Origin of the sequence: Variovorax sp. 770b2, assembly GCF_900115685.1 — a bacterium.
Classification (GTDB): Bacteria; Pseudomonadota; Gammaproteobacteria; order Burkholderiales; family Burkholderiaceae_C; genus Variovorax.
Genome location: NZ_FOXJ01000001.1, coordinates 1,088,270 through 1,106,079, shown reverse-complemented (window position 1 = coordinate 1,106,079; position 17,810 = coordinate 1,088,270). Strand labels below are relative to the sequence as shown.

Annotated in this window: 17 protein-coding genes; 8 read left to right on the top strand and 9 right to left on the bottom strand. The window is 67.6% G+C overall.

Translation table 11 applies throughout. The features are described from left to right. Window positions 1-86: 86 nt before the first annotated feature. The 6 genes from BM133_RS05030 (at window position 87) to BM133_RS05005 (ending at window position 7,858) form a co-directional block, all read left to right on the top strand. Window positions 87-2,612 (top strand): sodium-translocating pyrophosphatase, encoded by a 2,526-nt coding sequence (locus BM133_RS05030; protein WP_093435062.1) that lies wholly within the window; start codon window positions 87-89, stop codon window positions 2,610-2,612. A gap of 1 nt (window position 2,613) precedes the next feature. Next, window positions 2,614-2,982 (top strand): nuclear transport factor 2 family protein, encoded by a 369-nt coding sequence (locus tag BM133_RS05025; protein ID WP_093432054.1) that lies wholly within the window; start codon window positions 2,614-2,616, stop codon window positions 2,980-2,982. Between the two features lie 143 nt (window positions 2,983-3,125). After that, window positions 3,126-4,496, top strand: a complete 1,371-nt coding sequence (locus BM133_RS05020) for a TolC family protein (protein ID WP_093435060.1) — start codon at window positions 3,126-3,128, stop codon at window positions 4,494-4,496. Then, complete coding sequence (locus BM133_RS05015) at window positions 4,496-5,500, top strand: HlyD family secretion protein (RefSeq protein WP_093432052.1); 1,005 nt, start codon at window positions 4,496-4,498, stop codon at window positions 5,498-5,500. The genes BM133_RS05020 and BM133_RS05015 overlap by 1 nt, the downstream gene beginning before the upstream one ends. 19 nt (window positions 5,501-5,519) lie before the next feature. Next, window positions 5,520-6,704, top strand: a complete 1,185-nt coding sequence (locus BM133_RS05010) for an ABC transporter permease (RefSeq protein WP_093432051.1) — start codon at window positions 5,520-5,522, stop codon at window positions 6,702-6,704. Beyond that, on the top strand, window positions 6,704-7,858 hold the full coding sequence (locus tag BM133_RS05005) for an ABC transporter permease (RefSeq protein ID WP_093432049.1): 1,155 nt from the start codon (window positions 6,704-6,706) through the stop codon (window positions 7,856-7,858). The genes BM133_RS05010 and BM133_RS05005 overlap by 1 nt, the downstream gene beginning before the upstream one ends. Here BM133_RS05005 and BM133_RS05000 read toward each other — a convergent pair. Beyond that, window positions 7,855-8,484, bottom strand: coding sequence for a TetR/AcrR family transcriptional regulator (locus BM133_RS05000; RefSeq protein WP_093432048.1), 630 nt, complete (start codon window positions 8,482-8,484; stop codon window positions 7,855-7,857). The genes BM133_RS05005 and BM133_RS05000 overlap by 4 nt on opposite strands. A gap of 120 nt (window positions 8,485-8,604) precedes the next feature. Between BM133_RS05000 and BM133_RS04995 the strand changes: the two genes are divergently transcribed. After that, a complete protein-coding gene (locus BM133_RS04995) occupies window positions 8,605-9,447 on the top strand; it encodes a metal-dependent hydrolase (protein WP_093432046.1) in 843 nt (280 codons plus the stop codon). Here BM133_RS04995 and BM133_RS04990 read toward each other — a convergent pair. The 8 genes from BM133_RS04990 to BM133_RS04955 all read right to left on the bottom strand — a co-directional run bounded on the left by BM133_RS04990 (window position 9,444) and on the right by BM133_RS04955 (window position 17,072). Then, window positions 9,444-10,034 (bottom strand): hypothetical protein, encoded by a 591-nt coding sequence (locus BM133_RS04990; protein ID WP_093432045.1) that lies wholly within the window; start codon window positions 10,032-10,034, stop codon window positions 9,444-9,446. The genes BM133_RS04995 and BM133_RS04990 overlap by 4 nt on opposite strands. A 231-nt stretch (window positions 10,035-10,265) precedes the next feature. Beyond that, on the bottom strand, window positions 10,266-10,517 hold the full coding sequence (locus BM133_RS04985) for a hypothetical protein (protein WP_013540963.1): 252 nt from the start codon (window positions 10,515-10,517) through the stop codon (window positions 10,266-10,268). Beyond that, window positions 10,504-10,872: a hypothetical protein gene (locus BM133_RS04980; RefSeq protein WP_093432043.1), complete on the bottom strand. Its 369-nt coding sequence runs from the start codon at window positions 10,870-10,872 to the stop codon at window positions 10,504-10,506. The genes BM133_RS04985 and BM133_RS04980 overlap by 14 nt, the downstream gene beginning before the upstream one ends. 17 nt (window positions 10,873-10,889) lie before the next feature. Beyond that, window positions 10,890-11,801, bottom strand: a complete 912-nt coding sequence (locus BM133_RS04975; protein WP_093432042.1) for a DUF6999 family protein — start codon at window positions 11,799-11,801, stop codon at window positions 10,890-10,892. Next, on the bottom strand, window positions 11,798-13,759 hold the full coding sequence (locus BM133_RS04970) for a StlD/DarB family beta-ketosynthase (RefSeq protein WP_093432040.1): 1,962 nt from the start codon (window positions 13,757-13,759) through the stop codon (window positions 11,798-11,800). The genes BM133_RS04975 and BM133_RS04970 overlap by 4 nt, the downstream gene beginning before the upstream one ends. Before the next feature lie 3 nt (window positions 13,760-13,762). Further along, the gene (locus tag BM133_RS04965) at window positions 13,763-14,701 is read right to left on the bottom strand and encodes a fatty acid desaturase (RefSeq protein WP_093432039.1); all 939 of its coding nucleotides are present in this window, start codon (window positions 14,699-14,701) and stop codon (window positions 13,763-13,765) included. Beyond that, complete coding sequence (locus tag BM133_RS04960; protein ID WP_093432037.1) at window positions 14,685-15,488, bottom strand: sterol desaturase family protein; 804 nt, start codon at window positions 15,486-15,488, stop codon at window positions 14,685-14,687. Before BM133_RS04960 ends, BM133_RS04965 begins: the two co-directional genes overlap by 17 nt. Window positions 15,489-15,497: 9 nt before the next feature. Further along, window positions 15,498-17,072 (bottom strand): phospholipase D family protein, encoded by a 1,575-nt coding sequence (locus BM133_RS04955; protein WP_093435058.1) that lies wholly within the window; start codon window positions 17,070-17,072, stop codon window positions 15,498-15,500. A gap of 131 nt (window positions 17,073-17,203) precedes the next feature. On the opposite strand from BM133_RS04955, the gene BM133_RS04950 reads away from it, so the two are divergent. Further along, the gene (locus tag BM133_RS04950; RefSeq protein ID WP_093432036.1) at window positions 17,204-17,767 is read left to right on the top strand and encodes a peroxiredoxin; all 564 of its coding nucleotides are present in this window, start codon (window positions 17,204-17,206) and stop codon (window positions 17,765-17,767) included. The last annotated feature ends 43 nt before the right edge of the window (window positions 17,768-17,810 follow it).

Below are 17,810 nucleotides of genomic sequence, written 5' to 3'. Positions count from 1 at the left end.
GGAAAACCTGGGTCCCGTACGCGTTGCGCGCAGGATCCATGCTGTCCGTCTCCACAAGTCACATCGAACGAATGGAGAAGCAAAGCATGATCGGCAACACCCCCCTGATACTCGCCATCGTCTGCGGCCTCGTGGCCGTCGGCTACGGTTTCTGGGCCCGAAGTTGGATTCTCGCCAAGGACCCGGGCAACGCCCGGATGCAGGAAATCGCCGCCGCCATCCAGGCCGGCGCCTCGGCCTACCTTGCCAAGCAGTACACCACCATCGCGGTGGTCGGCATCGTCCTGGCGGTCCTGATCGCCCTCTTCCTGGACCTCACCACGGCCGTCGGCTTCGTGGTCGGCGCGGTGCTCTCGGGCGCCTGCGGCTTCATCGGCATGAACGTGTCGGTGCGCGCCAACGTGCGTACCGCGCAAGCGGCCACCAAGGGCATCGGCCCGGCGCTGGACGTGGCGTTCCGCGGCGGCGCCATCACCGGCATGCTGGTGGTCGGGCTGGGCCTGCTGGGCGTGACCGGCTTCTACTGGTTCCTGGCCGGCAGCGCGCCCAAGTCGGACCACACCCTGGCGGCCATCCTCAATCCGCTGATCGGCTTTGCCTTCGGCTCCTCGCTGATCTCGATCTTCGCGCGGCTGGGCGGCGGCATCTTCACCAAGGGCGCCGACGTCGGCGCCGACCTGGTGGGCAAGGTCGAGGCCGGCATTCCGGAAGACGATCCGCGCAACCCGGCAGTCATCGCCGACAACGTGGGCGACAACGTCGGCGACTGCGCCGGCATGGCGGCCGACCTGTTCGAGACCTACGCGGTGACGCTGATCGCCACCATGGTGCTCGGCGCGCTGATGGTCACCACGGCGCCCGGCAATGCGGTGCTGTACCCGCTCGCGCTGGGCGGCGTGTCGATCATCGCGTCGATCATCGGCTGCTTCTTCGTGAAGGCGTCGCCGGGCATGGTCAACGTGATGCCGGCGCTCTACAAGGGCCTGGCCGTCGCGGGCATCCTGTCGCTGATCGCGTTCTGGTTCGTCACGGCCTGGATCATTCCGGACAACGCCATCGCAGCGAGCGGCAGCCAGCTGAAGCTCTTCGGCGCCTGCTTCGTGGGCCTGGCGCTCACGGCCGCACTGGTGTGGGTCACCGAGTACTACACCGGCACGCAGTACAAGCCGGTGCAGCACATCGCGCAGGCCTCGACCACGGGCCACGGCACGAACATCATCGCGGGCCTGGGCGTCTCGATGCGTTCCACCGCCTGGCCGGTGATCTTCGTGTGCATCGCGATCCTGGCTTCGTACTCGCTGGCCGGCCTGTTCGGCATTGCGGTCGCGGCGACGTCCATGCTGAGCATGGCGGGCATCGTGGTCGCGCTGGACGCCTACGGCCCCATCACCGACAACGCCGGCGGCATCGCCGAGATGAGCGACCTGCCCGCCAGCGTGCGCGCCGTGACCGACCCGCTCGATGCGGTCGGCAACACGACCAAAGCCGTGACCAAGGGCTACGCCATCGGCTCGGCGGGCCTTGCCTCGCTGGTGCTTTTTGCCGACTACACCCACAAGCTGGAGAGCTTCGGGCTGAACATCAGCTTCAACCTGAGCGACCCGATGGTGATCGTGGGCCTGTTCATCGGCGGGCTGATTCCGTACCTCTTCGGCGCGATGGCCATGGAAGCCGTGGGCCGCGCGGCCGGTGCGGTGGTGGAAGAAGTGCGCCGCCAGTTCCGCGAGATCCCCGGGATCATGGAAGGCACCGGCAAGCCCGAGTACGGCAAGGCCGTGGGCATGCTGACCGGCGCGGCCATCAAGGAAATGATGATCCCCTCGCTGCTGCCGGTGGTGGTGCCGATCGTCGTGGGCCTCGTGCTCGGGCCGAAGGCGCTGGGCGGCCTCCTGATGGGCACGATCGTCACGGGCCTGTTCGTCGCGATCTCGATGTGCACCGGTGGCGGTGCATGGGACAACGCCAAGAAGTACATCGAGGACGGCCACCACGGCGGCAAGGGCTCCGAGGCGCACAAGGCGGCCGTCACCGGCGACACCGTGGGCGACCCCTACAAGGACACCGCCGGCCCGGCCGTGAACCCGCTGATCAAGATCATCAACATCGTCGCGCTGCTCATCGTGCCGCTGGTGGTGAAGTTCCATGCCGGCGATGCCGCCGCGATGGCGCCCGCCAAGGTCGAGACGCCGACCGCCGTGACGGCGCCCGCGCCGGCCCCCGCAGCCATGGCCCCGGCCACGCCGGCTGCAGCGGTTGCTGCGGGCGCCGTGACGGCGGCCGAAGCCGCCGCGGTGAAGGTCGAGAACGGCGTCGTGAAGTTCTACTTCGCGAGCGCCAGCTCCGAAGTCGCGCCCAACGCCAAGGAGGCGCTGGCCGATGTCATCAAGGCAGTGCAGAGCGGCAGCACGGTGCTGGTGAGCGGCTACCACGATGCGAGCGGCGACCCGGCCAAGAACGCCGAGCTGGCCAAGCAGCGCGCCATGGCCGTGAGCGACGCGCTCAAGGCCGCGGGGGCGCCCGAAGACAAGATCGAACTGGCCAAGCCCGAGCAGTCGCAGGCCGACGGGCCGGCGTCGGAAGCGCGTCGGGTCGAGGTCAAGGTCAAGTCCTGAGATGCCCACGCCCGCACGGCTGGAAGCCTTCATCGCCGCCGTGGAAGGCGGCGCGCATGCGCAGGCCATCGAGGACTACTACACCGAAGACGCCACCATGCGCGAGAACCAGGCCGAGCCCCGGCGGGGGCGCAGCACGCTGGTCGCGCAGGAGAGCGCCGTGCTCGCCCGCACCGACTCGGTCACCTCCACCTGCGTGCGGCCCGTGCTGGTGAACGGCGACCGCGTGGCGATCCACTGGATCTTCGAGTTCGCCTTCAAGGGCGGCGCCACCATGCGCATGGAAGAGATCGCCTGGCAGCGCTGGGACGGCGAGCGCATCGCCGAAGAACAGTTCTTCTACGACCCGGCGCAGAAAAAGCCGGGCTGAAGAATGCGCTGACCTTTTCACACCGCCGGCCGGGCACTGGAGTCATTCCAACGAGACCTCCTGAACCGATGAAAAGCCTTCGCCGACCTTTCCTGCATTTCTTGCATTCCTTGCATGCCTTGGCCTTGCTGTTGCTTCCGGCCATGGCGGCAACCACCGCCCTCGCGCAGGCCCGCCCGGACGCCCTGCCGCTGAGCTTCGACGCAGCGCGCGCCCGCATGGTCGAGCGCTCCGACAAGCTGGCCGCTGCGCGCTCGGCCGTGGAGTCCAAGGAACTGCAGGGCGAAGGCCTGAAGCGCCTGGGCGGCCCGGTCGTGAGCGTCTCGGGGCTGGCCTACGCGTACAACGCCAACCTGAACCTGGACCTGGACCCGCTCAACCAGAAGCTCGGGCAGATCGGCCAGTCGCTGCCGCCGTCGATCCAGAGCTTCATCTCGCGCGTGCCGATTCCGCAACTGCCCAACAGCTACACGCTCAACCGGCACGACACGGGCACCAACACCTCGATCTCGGCGGTCTGGCCGATCTACCTGGGCGGGGCGACCGATGCGGTGCGCGGCTTCGTCTCGGCGCAGACGCGCGAGGCGCAGGCCGATGCCGAGCAGGCCGGCCACGAGGTCGACACGCTGCTGGTGCAGCGCTACTTCGGCGCCCAGCTCGCGCAGCGCGCGGCCACGCTGCGCGCGCAGGCCGAGCGCACCATCGCCCAACACGATGCGGCCGCGCAGAAGATGCTCGCGGCCGGCGTGATCTCGCGCGTCGAGCGGCTGCAGGCGAGCGCCGCCTACGAAGAGGCCCGGCGCAATGCGCGCAAGGCCGAGGACGACGCGGCGCTGGCGGCAGTCGCCCTCGCCCGCACGGTGCGCGCCGAGGGCAGCGTGACGCCGCAGACGCCGCTGTTCCTCATCAGCGCCCCCATCGAGCCGCTCACCTACTTCATCGATTCGGCGCTCACGCGGCATCCGGGCCTCGGCAAGGTCGCGGCCAAGAAGTCGCAGGCCGAGCAGTTGCACGAAGGCGAAGAGGCGCTGCGCCGCCCGCAGGTCATCGCCTTCGGCACGCGGCAGCTCAAGAGCGGCAATGCCGACTGGGTGGCGGGCCTGGGCGTGCGCTGGACGCTGTACGACTCGGTCGACCGCGATGCGCTCTCCGCCTCCTCGCAAAAGCAGGTCGAACAGGCCGAGCACACCGACGCACAGGCGCGCAGCGACATCTCGCTCCTGGTCGAGCGCAACTGGCGCGCGCTGGAAAACGCCCGCCGCCAGTACCTGGACATGAAGGCCTCGGTCGCGCTCTCGGAAGAGGTGGTGAGGCTGCGCGTGGCGGGCCTGCGCGAAGGCACGAGCACCACGCTGGACCTGATCGACGCCGAGACCAACCGCGCCAAGGTGCTGACCGAGCGCGCGCAGGCAGCCAACGAGTACGTGCAGGCGCTCGCGCAGTTGCTCGAGAGCGCGGGCCTCTCCGAGAAGTTTTCCGACTACATCGCGCGTGCCGACGTGAAGGTGAATTGATGATGAGTGCCAAGACCCGACAACTGATCGCCATCGCCGCGGCGCTGCTCGTGCTGGCGCTGCTCGCGTGGGGCTTCTGGCGCGCCTCGCAGCCCGCCGCCGAGGTGTTCCAGGGCCAGATGGAGGCGCGCGAGACCGATGTCGCCGGCAAGGTCACCGCGCGCATCGCCGAAGTGGCGGTGAAGGAAGGCGACCGCATCCAGGCCGGCGCGCTGCTGGTGCGCATGGACAGCCCCGAGGTGCGCGCCAAGCTCGCACAGGCCACGGCCGCCGAGCAGGCCGCGCAGGCCGTCGCCGACAAGGCGCAGAACGGCGCGCGTCCGCAGGAAGTGGAGATGGCGCGCATGCAGTGGCAGCGCGCCGAAACCGCCGCACAACTCGCGCAGACCTCGTTCCGCCGCGTCGATGGCCTCGCGCGCGAAGGCCTGGTCGCCGACCAGAAGCGCGACGAGGCCGAAGCCAACTGGAAGGCCTCGCGCGACGCGGCCATCGCCGCGAAGGCGCAGTTCGACATGGCACGCATCGGCGCCCGCCCCGAGGACCAGGCCGCGGCCAGCGCGCAGGCGCGCCAGGTCGCCGGCGTGGTCGCCGAGGCGGAAGCGGCCAAGGCCGAGACCGAACTGCGCAGCCCCGTGGGCGGCGAAGTGGCCAAGGTGCTCGCCAAGGTCGGCGAGCTGTCGCCGCAGGGCGTGGCGGTGGTCACAGTGGTCGATCTGAACGACCAGTGGGTGGTACTGAACGTGCGCGAAGACCGGCTCGCGCGCTTCGCGGTCGGCAGCGAGTTCGATGCCCGCCTGCCGGCGCTGGTGAATGACAGGGACAAGTCCGATGCACACCGCGCGGCCCGCTTCAAGGTCTACTACAGCGCCGCCCTGCCCGACTTCGCGACCTGGCGCGCAACACGCGGCGGCAATGGCTTCGACGTGCGCACCTTCGAAGTCCGCGCGCGGCCGCTCCAGCCCATCGAAGGCGCGCGGCCGGGCATGAGCGTGCTGGTCGACTGAAGATCGGCGCAGGACGGCAATGAGCCTCCGAGGCTTTTCCGCAGCCAGCGCACGGCGCGAATTCGCGCTGCTGCGCACCCGCCCCTGGGACCTGGCCATGGTCTCGTGGGTGCCGCTGCTCGCGGTGTTCCTGATCTGGTGGATCTTTTCGGCGGGGCTGCCCGAGCGCCTGCCGATCGGCGTGCTCGACCAGGACCGCACGGCGCTCTCGCGCCAGCTGGTGCGCTTCCTGGATGCCACGCCCGGCCTGCGCGTCGTGCAGTACTACGCGGACGAAGGCGCCATGGCGCGCGCGCTCACCAGCGGCGCGGTCGACGCCGCGGTGCAACTGCCGCGCGACCTCAGCCGCGATGTGAAGCGGGGGCGCGTCGGCCAGGTCGTGCTGCTGCACAACGCGCAGCTCGGCACGCACTCGAGCCTGATCCAGCGCGATGTGCGCACCGCCGTGGCCACTGTCTCGGGGGGCGTCGAGCTCGCGGTGCGCAACAAGCGCGGCGAGTCGATGACGTCCGCGCGCGTGAGCATGGAGCCGATCAAGGCGAGCATGGTGGCGCTGTTCAACACCTCGACGGACTACGAGCAGTTCCTGGGCGCCGCGCTCATTCCGGCGCTGCTGCACATCCTGGCGATGACGGCGGGCGCATGGGCCGTGGGACGCGAGTTGCGCGACCGCACCATCGCCGAATGGCTGGGTGCCGCGCCGCGCTGGCACGAGGCACTGGCCGCGCTGGCGGGCAAGCTCGCGCTGCCGTTCGCCAGCCTGTCGGCGGTCGGCATCGCGGCGATGCTGTGGATCGCGGCCGGACGGGGCTGGCACCCGGTCGGCTCGGTGGGCTGGACGCTCTTCGCGCTCGTGGTGTTCCTCGCGCTCTCCATCGCGCTCGGCGCGTTCGTCTCGGCGCTCACGCGGTCGCTGCGCACGGCGCTGTCGGCCACGGGCTTCATCACGGCGCCCGCGTTCGCATTCGGCGGCGTGGGCTTTCCGCTGGTCGCGATGCCGCTCCTTGCCCAGATGTGGGCGAGCCTGCTGCCCTACACGCACTACATCCGCGTGCAGATGGAGCAATTGCAGATGGGTGCGCCGCTGGCCTATTCGGCCGCCACGCCGCTGTGGATGGTGCTGGGTACGGCGTTGCTTCTGGCCGCGTCGGCCGCGGCGCTGGTGCGCGCCGCCGCCGCACCCGACAGCTGGGGAGGCCGCTGATGGACCTCGACCCCACGCGCTCCCGCTTCGCCGCCGCCTGGCGCGACACCGCGCTCGCCGTGCTGCGCGACAAGGGCGTGCTGCTGATCATGCTGCTCGCGCCCATCATCTATGGCTTCTTCTACCCGTGGCCCTATGGCACGCAGGCCGTGACGCGCGTGCCGGTGGCGGTGGTGGACGAGGACCACAGCGGGCTGTCGCGGCAGATCGCGCGCTTCGCGATGGCCAATCCGCGGCTGGACGTGCGCCTGGTCACCTCCGACGTGCACGAGGCGCAGCAGGCGCTCTGGCGCGGCGAGATCGAGGGCTACGCGCTGCTGCCATCGGACCTCAAGCGCAACGTCATCCGCGGACGCTCGGCAGTGGTGACGATCGAGGGCAACGGCGCCTATGCGCTGCTGAACAAGGCGGTGCTGTACGGCTTCTCGGAGGCAGTGGGCACGGTGTCGGCCGGGGTCGAGATCCGCAAGCTGCAGGCCGGCGGACAGGGCGCGGTGCAGGCGGCGCGCAGCCGCAGTCCGCTCAACACGCAGCTGGTGGCGCTGTTCAATCCGACCGAGGGCTACGGAAGCTACGTGGTGCCGGCGGTGGCGCTGCTGATCCTGCAGCAGACCCTGCTGATGGGCGCCGCAATGCTGGCCGGCACCTGGGCCGAGGCCGGGCGATTGCGCGCAGGCATGGGCGCGTGGTTCGGCCGGCTCGCGGCGCTGTCGGCCTTCGGCTTCCTGAGCGGCCTCTTTTATTTCGGCTGGGTGTTTTTCCTGCAGGACTATCCGCGGGGTGGCAACCCGTTCGGCGCGCTGGTGCTGCTGTTTTTCTACGTGCCGGCGATCTGCACGGTCGGGCTGTTGCTCGGGTGCTGGTTCCGCGACCGCGAGCGGGCGTTGCAGGTGCTGCTGTTCACTGCGTTGCCGATGGCGTTTGTCTCGGGCTTCTCGTGGCCCGTGGAGGCCTTGCCGGGGCCGCTGCAAGTCTTGCGATGGGTGTTCCCGAGCACGGCGGGCATCCAGGCGTCGCTCAGGCTCAACCAGATGGGCGCGCCGCTGCACGACGTGCTGCCGTATCTCGGCGTGCTGCTGTCGCTCGCCGTTGCCGGGCTGATGGCTCTTTGGGTCGCCGCGACGCCGCGCCGAGCGGTCCGCGAAGCCGCCTAGCGCCGGCTCTCGGCCGCCACGGCACGCACGAGGCGCGTGGCGGGCGCCACCAGTTCGCGCAGATCGCCGGCGCGGTTCTGCTCGATGGCCTGCAGCACCAGTTCATTGATGCCGCCGACCACCGTCATCGCCATTTCGCTGGTCAGGTGGGCCGCGGGGCCGCATTCCACGTCGCTGCTGTTGATGGCCACCTGGATGAAGTTGGCGATCTCGTCATTGACGCGGCGGCGCGCCACGAGGCCCGGCATGCCCAGGCCCAGGATCTCGACGAAGAGCGTGCGCAGCAGCACCGGGTCCTGCGCCAGGTAGTCGAAGTACGCGGTCATCGCCTGCTCGACCTGCGCGTGCCAGGGCTGCGCGGGGTCGAAGGCCTCGCTCACGGCTTGCAGCGCGAGGCGGCTGGCGGTTTCGTACAGCGCGATCAGGCACTCGGTCTTGGTGCTGAAGTGCTCGTAGAACGTGCGGCGCGAGACGGCGGCCTCGCGCACGATGTCGGCGATGGTCGTGTCGGCGTAGCCCTTGGCCGCCACGGCGTGCGCCATGCCCTGGAGAAGGCGCGCATAGTGCTCGCTTTCCGTGCCCTCGGTGGACTTGGAGGCCACGGTTTTTTCGATGGTGTCGCTCATGGATGGCACATTTTCCTACGTCTCGGTACTTGACAGTACCAGCATCGACCCGCACCATGGAGGCATGCGGTACGAACCTGTACCAGCCTTTCTTCCCACGATCTTCCGAGGATTGTTTTCATGACTGAACTCGTTGTCCGCCGCCTGCTGATCGACCTGCAATCGCCCTTTGCCCGCAACTGGTGCGGCGGCGATGCATTCTCCAGCGCCTTCTTCAATGCCTTGTCGATGAGCTTCCCCTTCGGCGAGCAATTCTTCATCGACGCCGTGCGCGATGCGGTGGCCACGCTGCCGACCGAGGTGCAGGAAAAGTACCGCGCCGACGTGCGCGGCTTCATCGGCCAGGAGGCCACGCACCGACGCATCCACTCGCTCTTCAACAACCATCTCGAGGAACAGGGACTGGTCGACGGCTGGACGGCGCGTGCCAACAAGCGCATGGCGCTGATGGAAGAAGCCGATCCGCGCCACGCGCTGGCGGTCACGGCCGCCACCGAGCACTTCACCGCGATGTTCGCCGAATGGCTGCTGGCCCGCCCCGAAATCCTCGACGGCGCGGAGCCGCGGCTGCGCACCATGTGGCTGTGGCACAGCGCCGAAGAGCTGGAGCACAAGTCGGTCGCCTTCGACATCTACAAGGCCACGGGCGGCTCCGACGAATGGCGCAGGCGCTGGTTCCGCCGCGTGACCGTGATGTTCCTCGGCGACCTGATGCACCAGACCATCGACAACCTGCGCCACGAAAAACAGCTGTGGAAGTGGGCGACCTGGACAAGCGCGGCGCGCATCCTGCTGGGCAAGGACGGCCTGCTGCGCGGCAACCTGCGCGGCTGGCGCGACTACCTGCATGCGGACTTCCATCCGGCACAGCAGGACAGCAGCCTGTCCACGCGCTGGCTGGCCGACAACCGCGCGCAGTACACGCCCGTGGGCGTTGCGCCCGAAGCGGCTGCTGCGTCTTAGTACATGCTGGCGCGGTGTGCGCCGCCGCCGCTGCCCGCTTGCTGCTGCTCGGGGCGCAGCGACAGGTCGTGCAGGGTGTCGAAATCCGAGGGCGCGTCGGGAATGCGCATCACCACTTCGAGCTCGTGCATCGACGCGACCCAGCGGCCGGCGGCCGAATCGGCCGGCTCGTCGTTGGCGAAGGTGCCGTCGCGGATGTAGAGGGTCTCGCCCTCGGGACGCTCGGCGTGGAGTTCGACCAGGCGCGAGATCGAAAAGTTGTACGTCACGAGCTTCTCGCGCGTCTTGCGGTCCTTGCCGCCGCAGTTGAAGGAGCCTTCCGCCGCGATGACGATGCAGGAGCCCTCGACGCCCCCGTCCATGTCGATTTCGTTGCCGGAACGCCAGATGGCGTTGGGCAGGCGCACCCGGACCTTGTCGATCACCAGATCGCGCTGCTTGTTGAGACTGCCCAGGGGCGGCACCAGCGAACGCAACTGACGCAGGCGTTCCGCAAAGTTGTCGTCCATGAGGAATTCGACGTGGTGCGTGGCGCTGCCCGAGGAGCGCTTGACCACCTGCATGACGACATGGCGTGGCTTGCTCACGGCAGGCCCCTTTCGCACGCGTCAACGTCAACGTCCACGCCCGATGCCGGGCAGCCACGGCCTTGCTGGAATTGATTTGTCATCGGCTACAGATTAGAACTTTTGAATGAATGCAATTACATGCATCAATTGTGTCTAACTGTATATCGATTAAGTCCGTTGTGGAAGGAAATCTGCGACATGTTCACGCGGGCATGTCGCCAAAACGTCGCCGCTTCGTGCTAGCTGAAACTAGCCCGACGACGCTTCCGATTGCTCCAGCGCCTCGTCCAGCGCCTTGCACGAAGGCGCGCAGACGGTTTGCGACTTGCCCAGCACCTGGCGCGTGCGCAATTGCGAGCGCACGCGGTGCTTGCCGCACATGAAGCAGGACATGGTCGCCCCGCTGAAAGACGCCGAAGCGCGGAACGGGGAACCCGGTGTCTTGGTCTTGTAGCGCAGGCCGTCCGCCACCACTGCCGTCTTCACTTCACCCTTCGCCATGCGTCTTGTCCTTGTTCGTTTTGGCACCGCCCATGGCGCGTGCAATGGCTTCCCTGGCGCTGACTTCAGCCGCAAGGGAAGCGTCCAATGCCGAGCGGCAAAGCCCGGCGTGCTGATAGTTGAGGTTCTCATAAACCTCGGATGCGGCCGGATAGGCATCCAGCAGGCGGCCCAGATCGGCGCCTGGCGCGACATCCTCGAACTCATGCACCAGGTGCTCGACCACCGAGCGGTACTGCTCGGCGCCTACGGGCACGGCGCTGTGTTCGAGCCGTTCCAGCAGTTGCGCCAGCACCTGGGTCACTGCCAGATCGGTCTTGGGGGACGGATTGTGGGTCGTGTTCATGGTTCGCATCTGGGGGCAGCATACGCCTATGCAAGTGGCTGATCGTAGAGGGCCGTCTCCGGCTCCCCCGCTTTCTGGGCTGCCTGCATGCGCTGGAGCAGGCTGTGGAGCATTTCCGTGGACAGCCCGTGGATCACCAGCCGGTGCCCCGCCCGCAGGGTCGACAGGGGCACCAGCGGGTGCTTGTTGTTGACCAGGATCAGGTGCTCGGGCGCGTTCAGGATCGTCGCCGTGTAGATGCCTATGGTTTCGTCCAGTTGCAATGAATTGGCCGCGCGCCAGAAATCGTTGTCGGTCAGCATCAGTTGGTAGAGCGGCGTGAACAGCTCGATCGCGCTCTGCAGGTCGAGGAAATTGAGCTTGCCGTGCGGCATGTCCTCCAGCCGCAGCCCCGGCTCCTTGATCATCGAAAAATCGACCTGCTCCGCCTTGCACAGCGCAATGCCCTTCTCGCGCAGCGCGGTGTTCAGGCGGATCACGAAGTTGAAGAGGTTCAGGTCGTGCTTGAGGAACATCTCGTCCTTCAGCGCGTCGATGTCTGCCGGCTCCAGCGGGTTGGTGGCCACGGGCGCGGGCGAATTGCGCCCGATGAACGCCAGCACCTGCGACCCCAGGTGGAAGTGCCGCAGGATCAGCCAGTTGGCCTCCGGCGACACGAAGCGCTTGAGCCCCCACGCGAGAAAGCGGTGCAGCAGCATCGAGTGCGACCAGTTGCGCGGCACGAACACCTTCACGATCTGGATCAGGATGATCGTCAGCCGTGCAATGGGCCGCAGAAACGGCAGCAGGTACTGCCGCGACCCCGAACTCGAATCGGCGAGCCACGCCGACTTGACGTTGTCCGGCAGCGGCGTGCTCTGGTCCAGGTAGAGCGCGAGCCATGGGCTCGGGTCGCGCTCGTCGTGAGCTTGCGTCAGGAATTCAGGCGTTCGGCTCATTGGAAGCCTCCGCCTGCGGCTGCGGTATTCGCCTTGGGGCGGCCCGGCGGCTCATGTGGCATTCGCTCCGTGATGTGCTGGAACTGCATCAGGTACAGCGCGGCCGTGTGGCGCGCGGTGTCGATGATCTGGCGGGCCGCGCGGGCCTGGCCTTCCACGGCCATGACCATCTCGACCGCGGCGAGCCAGCGGTTCAGATGGTTCTCATCGTTGTGGCCGTGGTATTCGAGAAAGCGGAAGGCATCGGGCGGCAGCTTCACGCTCGCCTTGATGAGCGGCAGCAGCGCCGGCACGATCCGCTGGCCCGTGCCTTCGATGATGTAGATCGCGCCCAAAAGGCCGATCGGGTCGCGCGTGGCGGCCAGGCCGTGCAGGTAGGCGTTGAGCGCCTCGCCGCCGGGGTTGCGGCGCAGGTCGTCGATCTGCGCCACCGTGCCGCCGGCCTTCTGGTAGTCGCTGAAAAGGATGTTGAAGTCGTTCTGCTCTTCACCCGCATGCACGTCGATCAGCGAGGCCAGCATCTTGTACGGTCCGCTCAGCGAAGCAGCGCCTTCGCGCATCCACTTGCTGCCCTCGCGCACCTGCGGCACCCATTGCTCCATCCAGTTCAGGTAGTCGGGCAAGGCGAAGCGGCGCTCGCGGATCTGGCGGATCAGCGGCGTGCGCCAGACGCGGGAGCGGTAGTCGTGCCAGATGGAGGCCAGTTCCGTCAACAGCGCACCCAGGCCGTCAGGGGCGGCGGCGGGATCGTGCGGGGGCGCGATGACGAAATCGTCGTCCGGCACGGCGGCGGCACGGGGCGCCACCGTTGTCGCAGGCACCGCATCGGTCGCTTCGACTTCCAGCAGCATGTACGCCGCCATGAAACGCCCCGACTCGGGCACGTAGCAGAAGATCTGCTCGCCCGGCTTCAACGTCTTCGTATGAAGGAATTCGGCCAGCATGACCAGGATTGACGCAGCCCCCGTGTTGCCGCGCCACGCGAGGTTGCTCCACCAACGCTCGCGCGGAATCGACAGGTCGGCCTTGTTCATCAGGTCCTCGACCACCGGGATGAATTTTTCCGACGAGTAGTGGCACAGGAAGTGATCGACCCGCTTCGGATCGACCCAACCGTCGCGCACGAGTCCCGCGTATTCGTGGATACCGATGTCGAACAGGTGCGGCAGCAGGCGGATGTCCTGCCGCAGCGACAGCGCACCGGCGGCTTCGGCCTCGGCCCACGAACCGAAGTCGAGATGACCGCGCGCACGGTCCTCGGTCAGGCCCAACTGCATGCAGACGGGATAGTCCCCCGAGAACGCGCGCTGGTGCACCCATTTCAGCTTCAGACGGAGACCGGGCGCCCCCGCCAGCGCAGGTGCGCCGTCGGACAGCAGCAGGGCCCCTGCACCATCGGACAGCATCCAGCGCAGGAAGTGCGAGTCGAAGTCGGTTTCATACCCACGCGCCGCGAAACGCGAGCGCTTGAAAAGCCGCGACGGCATCTCGCTGGCCACCGCGATTGCCGAGCGATGCGCACCCAGCTCGATGCCCTGCGCCGCCGTCTGGATCGCCGAGACGCCGGCCGCGCAGATGCCGTGCACCGAATGCGTCTCCATCGGCTGCGCCGCGAGCTCGCCCTGGATCATGTTGGCGAACCCCGGCATCAGCGTGTCGCCACCCGAGGAACCGCTGGCCAGCAGCGACACGCGCGACAGCTCCGCGCCGCCGCGCTGCAGGCAATCGCGGATCGCACCGGCGGCGAGCTGCGCATTGGTGTGCTGCGTCACGCCTTCCGCATCGATGGCGTAGTGTCGCGTGAGGATGCCGTTCTCCGCCAGGATGCGCCGCTTGATGCGCTCGGACATGCGGTTGAGCGGTGCGATGTACGCGTCCATGCGGTCGTTGGGAATGGGCTCGCCTGGCATGAAATAGCCGGCGCTCTCGAGGTACACGCGTTGGAATGAAACAGGCATGGTTCAGTGAGTGGAGGAATCGGGAGGCATCAGCGAGCGGCTGCGAAAACGCGGCCACACGGTCCCCAGCACGAAGACCCGCACCATGTAGGGAACCAGCCCGCCCTCGTTGAGCACGGGATCGACCTCGGCGCGGTAGCGCGTGCGGTGCAGGTGCGTGAGCTCGGACCAATGGGCATGCGGGTTCTCGTGATGTGCGGTGTGCAGGCCGATGTTGAACAGCAACGGGTTCACCAGCCCTTCGAAATTGCGTGCGTAGTTCAGCCTGCCCCCAGGGGTATCGCCCAACGCCTCCTTGCGCAGCGCCTTGCGGCCGTCGGCGTGCGCATGCTGCAGGTAGTTCGTGGCCAGCAGCCAGTGCAGGCCGTGCAGCTGCGGCACGATCACGAACACCAGGGCCTTGCGCCAGTCGAGCGCGAGCAGCACGGCCCAGCTCGCGAGCCACAGCACGTACTGCGCGATGCAATAGCGCCAGGCGCCACGCCGATGCGCCCGCAACCGCGCGAGCCAGCCGACGAAGACCGGCATCAGCACCCACACCGCTTGGAACGGATGCAGCAGGTAGCCCCACAGGTGGTTGGTGTCGCCACCGAATCGATAGGTGCGCGCCACGTCCTTCGGCCCATGCCGGTGCCGATGGTGGTTGGCCACGTGCGCGGGCCAGAACACGAAGGTCGGATGGCCTTGCAGCAGCGTGATCCAGAAGTCGGTCAGCCGGTTCATGCGCCGCCCGCGCCACATGCGCAGGTGCACATGGTTGTGATGGATCACGCCGATGCCGAGCGTGAGGAAAAGCATCAGCGCATAGAGCAGCAGATTCAAGCCATTCACCCATTGCCATGCCGCCAGCGCAGGCAGCGCGACGAGGTACGCCAGGCTCTGCCAGTCACGCCAATGCCGCAGGCGCGGCAGGCGGCGCGACGCGTCAGGCGGGGGCGCCATGCTGCCCGGGTTGTTGCTGCTGCTGCCGCGCCTGCTTCTCGCGAAAGGCCTGGAAGTGCGGCTCGGCTGCATCCGCTGCGATGCGCGTGCCGAACAGCCGGTCCATGAAGGTGAACTGGAAGCCGTAGTTGCCGTTGTGGCAGGCATGGTGCAGGTGGTGCCGGCGGCTCGCGGCGAACCAGTGGCTGTACGACACCCCGGTGAAGAAGTCGTAGTTCGAATGCCCGACGCAGTTGAAGAACAGGCTGAACACCGGCACCGCCGCCAGCGACCAGAAGCTGAAGTCGTGCACCACCATCGGCAGCAGGATCACGTTGCCCAGCATCAGCGCCTCGATCGGGTGAAAGCTGTAGGTGGCCCACGGCGTGGTGACGAACGAGCGGTGATGCGGCCCGTGAAAGCGGCGCAGCAGGCGCGTGTGCAAGAGGCGATGGTTGATCCAGAAATGCACGTCGTTCCAGACCGCGAGCACGAGGATCTCGACGGCGATCTGCCGCCAGCCCGCGTCCGGGTCGAGCCTTGCCCAGCCCAACTGCAGCAAGCCCCACGGAAACACCATGCCCAGCCCGAAGATCAGCACCGAGATGCCCGACTGCCCGAGCTCCCGCCGCAACTGCCCCGGCTGCAGCGGCCGCGGATCGAGCACGCGCCCGATGCCCATTGCCGGCAGCAGCCGCCTGGTCAGCAGCCAGGTGATGGCGCCGAATCCCAGGTAGATGCCGCCGAAGAAAAGCACGCCCCACAGCATGACCTGCAGGGCGGGCAGTGAAGTGAAGGTCTGCGCCATCCCCCGAGGCTACAACAGCATCTCGGGAACGATCGGCGCAATGAGCATGTTGTAGAAGCGCTGGAAGAAGCCCGACTCGGGCTCGGAGGTGAGGATCACTTCCTTCTCGCCATCGTTGGTGAGCCACTGCAGCGTGCCGGTGTCCTTGGCCAGCCGCAGCCGGTAGGAGTTCTGCAGCTTGCTGATGTTGATGATGCGCAGCATCTCGCGCGCCAGCTGCGGGCTGTCCACCACCAGCCCCATCTCGGTGTTCTGGCTGGCCGAGCGCGGATCCAGGTTCATCGAGCCGATGAAGATGCGCGTCTTGTCGATGGCCGCGGTCTTGGCGTGCAGCCGGCCGAGCGACTTGCCGAACATGCCGAAGCGCTCGCCCTTGCTGGTGCGCTGCGGGCTCAGCTCATACAGGTCGGCGCCGCCTTCGAGCAGCCGCTGGCGATAGCGCGCATAGCCGGTGTGCACCAGCGGTTCGTCGTTGGCGGCCAGCGAATTGGTCAGCAGCGTGAGCTTGACGTTGCGCCTGGCCAGGTCGGCGAAGGCCTCCATGCCGCGCTCGCCCGGCACGAGGTACGGCGAGGTCAGGTCGACCTCGGTCTTGGCGTCCATCAGGAGGCCCCAGACCTTCATCGTCACGCTGGTGGAGATGGCTTCCTCGGCCGTCATGGTCGCGGGCTTGGTCGGCGGGTCGGCGATGGCGCGCGCCTCGCCCCACAGGAGGCCCATGCGGCCACCGTCCAGTTCCTCGGCGATCGGGCCGTAGCCCAGGATGTCGGACGGCGGCAGCACGATCCTGGGCGGCGGCGCGGCCATGCCGATCCAGTCGTCGAACTCGGCGCTGCCGGGCATGCGGCCGCCCTCGCCCTTCACGATGTCGGCAATGGGCCAGACCTGCACGCTGTTCCAGTAGGCGTCGAAGATGGACTCGAGTTGCGGCACCACCTTGCCGACCACCAGCGCGTCCATGTCGATGAAGTTCTGCGCTTCGCTCAGCACGAAATACTCGTCGGCGATGTTGCGGCCGCCCACCACCGCCATCACGCCGTCGGCGATGAAAAGCTTGTTGTGCATGCGGTGGTTGAGCCGCACGATCTCCCAGGGCGAGGCCGCGAAGCGCGAGAGAAAGCCGTTGCGGCCGCAGCAGAAGGGGTTGTAGAGCCGCACCTGCACGTTGGGCGTTTCCGACAACGCCAGCAGCAGCTGCTGGCTCTTGACGGTGTAGAGGTCGTCCACCAGCACCCGCACCTTCACGCCGCGCGCCGCCGCTTCCCGCAGCGTGCGCAGCAGCAGGCGGCCGACGGCGTCGTTCTCCAACTGGTAGTACTGCACCACCAGCGATTGCTGGGCGCGCTGCGCGAGCTGGATGCGCGCGTCCAGCGAATAGACGCCCAGCGGCATCAGCCGGAAGCCGGAATGCTCGCCGGGCGGAGTGGAGGCCACGGCGATCTTCGCGAGCCGGGTCGACGGATCGGCCGAGGTCGCGTGCTCGGCGGACCGCTCTTTCGCCGGCGGCAGCGAGCCGCAGGCAGCAAGCACCGCCAGCAGAAAGCCTGCGAGCGCCATGCGCAGAAGTCGATCCCAGCCGTTCATGATGATGATTTCCGTCTTTCGTTTTTCAGTCGCTGCCATGAATACGCCGGCCGGGGTGCGCCGGTTTCATTTCGCTCCTGCGAGAGGTGCGCCGTCCTAGAATTCGCGTCACACCTGCACGGAGTTACACCATGGCCCGACCGATCCTCTCACGCATCGCGCTGATGACGGCCCTTGCCGGCCTTTGCGCTCTTGCACACCCCGCCTGGGCCGCCCTGGACATCGGCGATCCCGTGCCCAGATTCACCGCCAACGCCGCGCTGGGCGGCAAGACCTTCCGCTACTCGCTGGCCGAGGCGCTCGCCAAGGGACCGGTGGTGTTGTACTTCTTTCCGGCGGCCGACTCCAACGATTGTTCGATCGAGGCCCATGCCTTCGCCGAGGCGGTCGACCAGTTCGCGGCATTGGGCGCCACCGTGATCGGCGTCTCGGCCGACGACATCGACACCCTCTCGAAGTTCTCGGTCAAGTCCTGCCAGAACCGATTTCCGGTGGCGTCGGACGAAGCCAAGACCGTGATCAACGGCTTCGACGCGCTGATGCAGACCCGGCCGGATTTCGCCAACCGGCTGTCCTACGTCATCTCGCCGGACGGCAAGGTCGCCTACTACTACCAGAACCTGAATCCGGACAAGCATGTGGAGCGCACGCTGAGTGCGGTGCGGGCGCTGCCCAAAGCCACCGCAGCCAAGTAAGGCGGACGGGCGCGGGCGCCACCGGTTTGGGCCGCTTCGCGCA

What these genes read in the sequence shown, in the direction of transcription:
- BM133_RS05010 (WP_093432051.1), top strand. Translation starts at nt 5,520, where the DNA reads ATGAGCCTCCGAGGCTTTTCCGCAGCCAGCGCACGGCGCGAATTCGCG.
- BM133_RS04965 (WP_093432039.1), bottom strand. Translation starts at nt 14,701, where the DNA reads ATGGCGCCCCCGCCTGACGCGTCGCGCCGCCTGCCGCGCCTGCGGCAT.
- BM133_RS05025 (WP_093432054.1), top strand. Translation starts at nt 2,614, where the DNA reads ATGCCCACGCCCGCACGGCTGGAAGCCTTCATCGCCGCCGTGGAAGGC.
- BM133_RS04950 (WP_093432036.1), top strand. Translation starts at nt 17,204, where the DNA reads ATGGCCCGACCGATCCTCTCACGCATCGCGCTGATGACGGCCCTTGCC.
- BM133_RS04995 (WP_093432046.1), top strand. Translation starts at nt 8,605, where the DNA reads ATGACTGAACTCGTTGTCCGCCGCCTGCTGATCGACCTGCAATCGCCC.
- BM133_RS04970 (WP_093432040.1), bottom strand. Translation starts at nt 13,759, where the DNA reads ATGCCTGTTTCATTCCAACGCGTGTACCTCGAGAGCGCCGGCTATTTC.
- BM133_RS04980 (WP_093432043.1), bottom strand. Translation starts at nt 10,872, where the DNA reads ATGCGAACCATGAACACGACCCACAATCCGTCCCCCAAGACCGATCTG.
- BM133_RS04960 (WP_093432037.1), bottom strand. Translation starts at nt 15,488, where the DNA reads ATGGCGCAGACCTTCACTTCACTGCCCGCCCTGCAGGTCATGCTGTGG.
- BM133_RS04985 (WP_013540963.1), bottom strand. Translation starts at nt 10,517, where the DNA reads ATGGCGAAGGGTGAAGTGAAGACGGCAGTGGTGGCGGACGGCCTGCGC.
- BM133_RS05030 (WP_093435062.1), top strand. Translation starts at nt 87, where the DNA reads ATGATCGGCAACACCCCCCTGATACTCGCCATCGTCTGCGGCCTCGTG.
- BM133_RS05015 (WP_093432052.1), top strand. Translation starts at nt 4,496, where the DNA reads ATGATGAGTGCCAAGACCCGACAACTGATCGCCATCGCCGCGGCGCTG.
- BM133_RS04975 (WP_093432042.1), bottom strand. Translation starts at nt 11,801, where the DNA reads ATGAGCCGAACGCCTGAATTCCTGACGCAAGCTCACGACGAGCGCGAC.
- BM133_RS05000 (WP_093432048.1), bottom strand. Translation starts at nt 8,484, where the DNA reads ATGAGCGACACCATCGAAAAAACCGTGGCCTCCAAGTCCACCGAGGGC.
- BM133_RS04955 (WP_093435058.1), bottom strand. Translation starts at nt 17,072, where the DNA reads ATGAACGGCTGGGATCGACTTCTGCGCATGGCGCTCGCAGGCTTTCTG.
- BM133_RS05005 (WP_093432049.1), top strand. Translation starts at nt 6,704, where the DNA reads ATGGACCTCGACCCCACGCGCTCCCGCTTCGCCGCCGCCTGGCGCGAC.
- BM133_RS05020 (WP_093435060.1), top strand. Translation starts at nt 3,126, where the DNA reads ATGGCGGCAACCACCGCCCTCGCGCAGGCCCGCCCGGACGCCCTGCCG.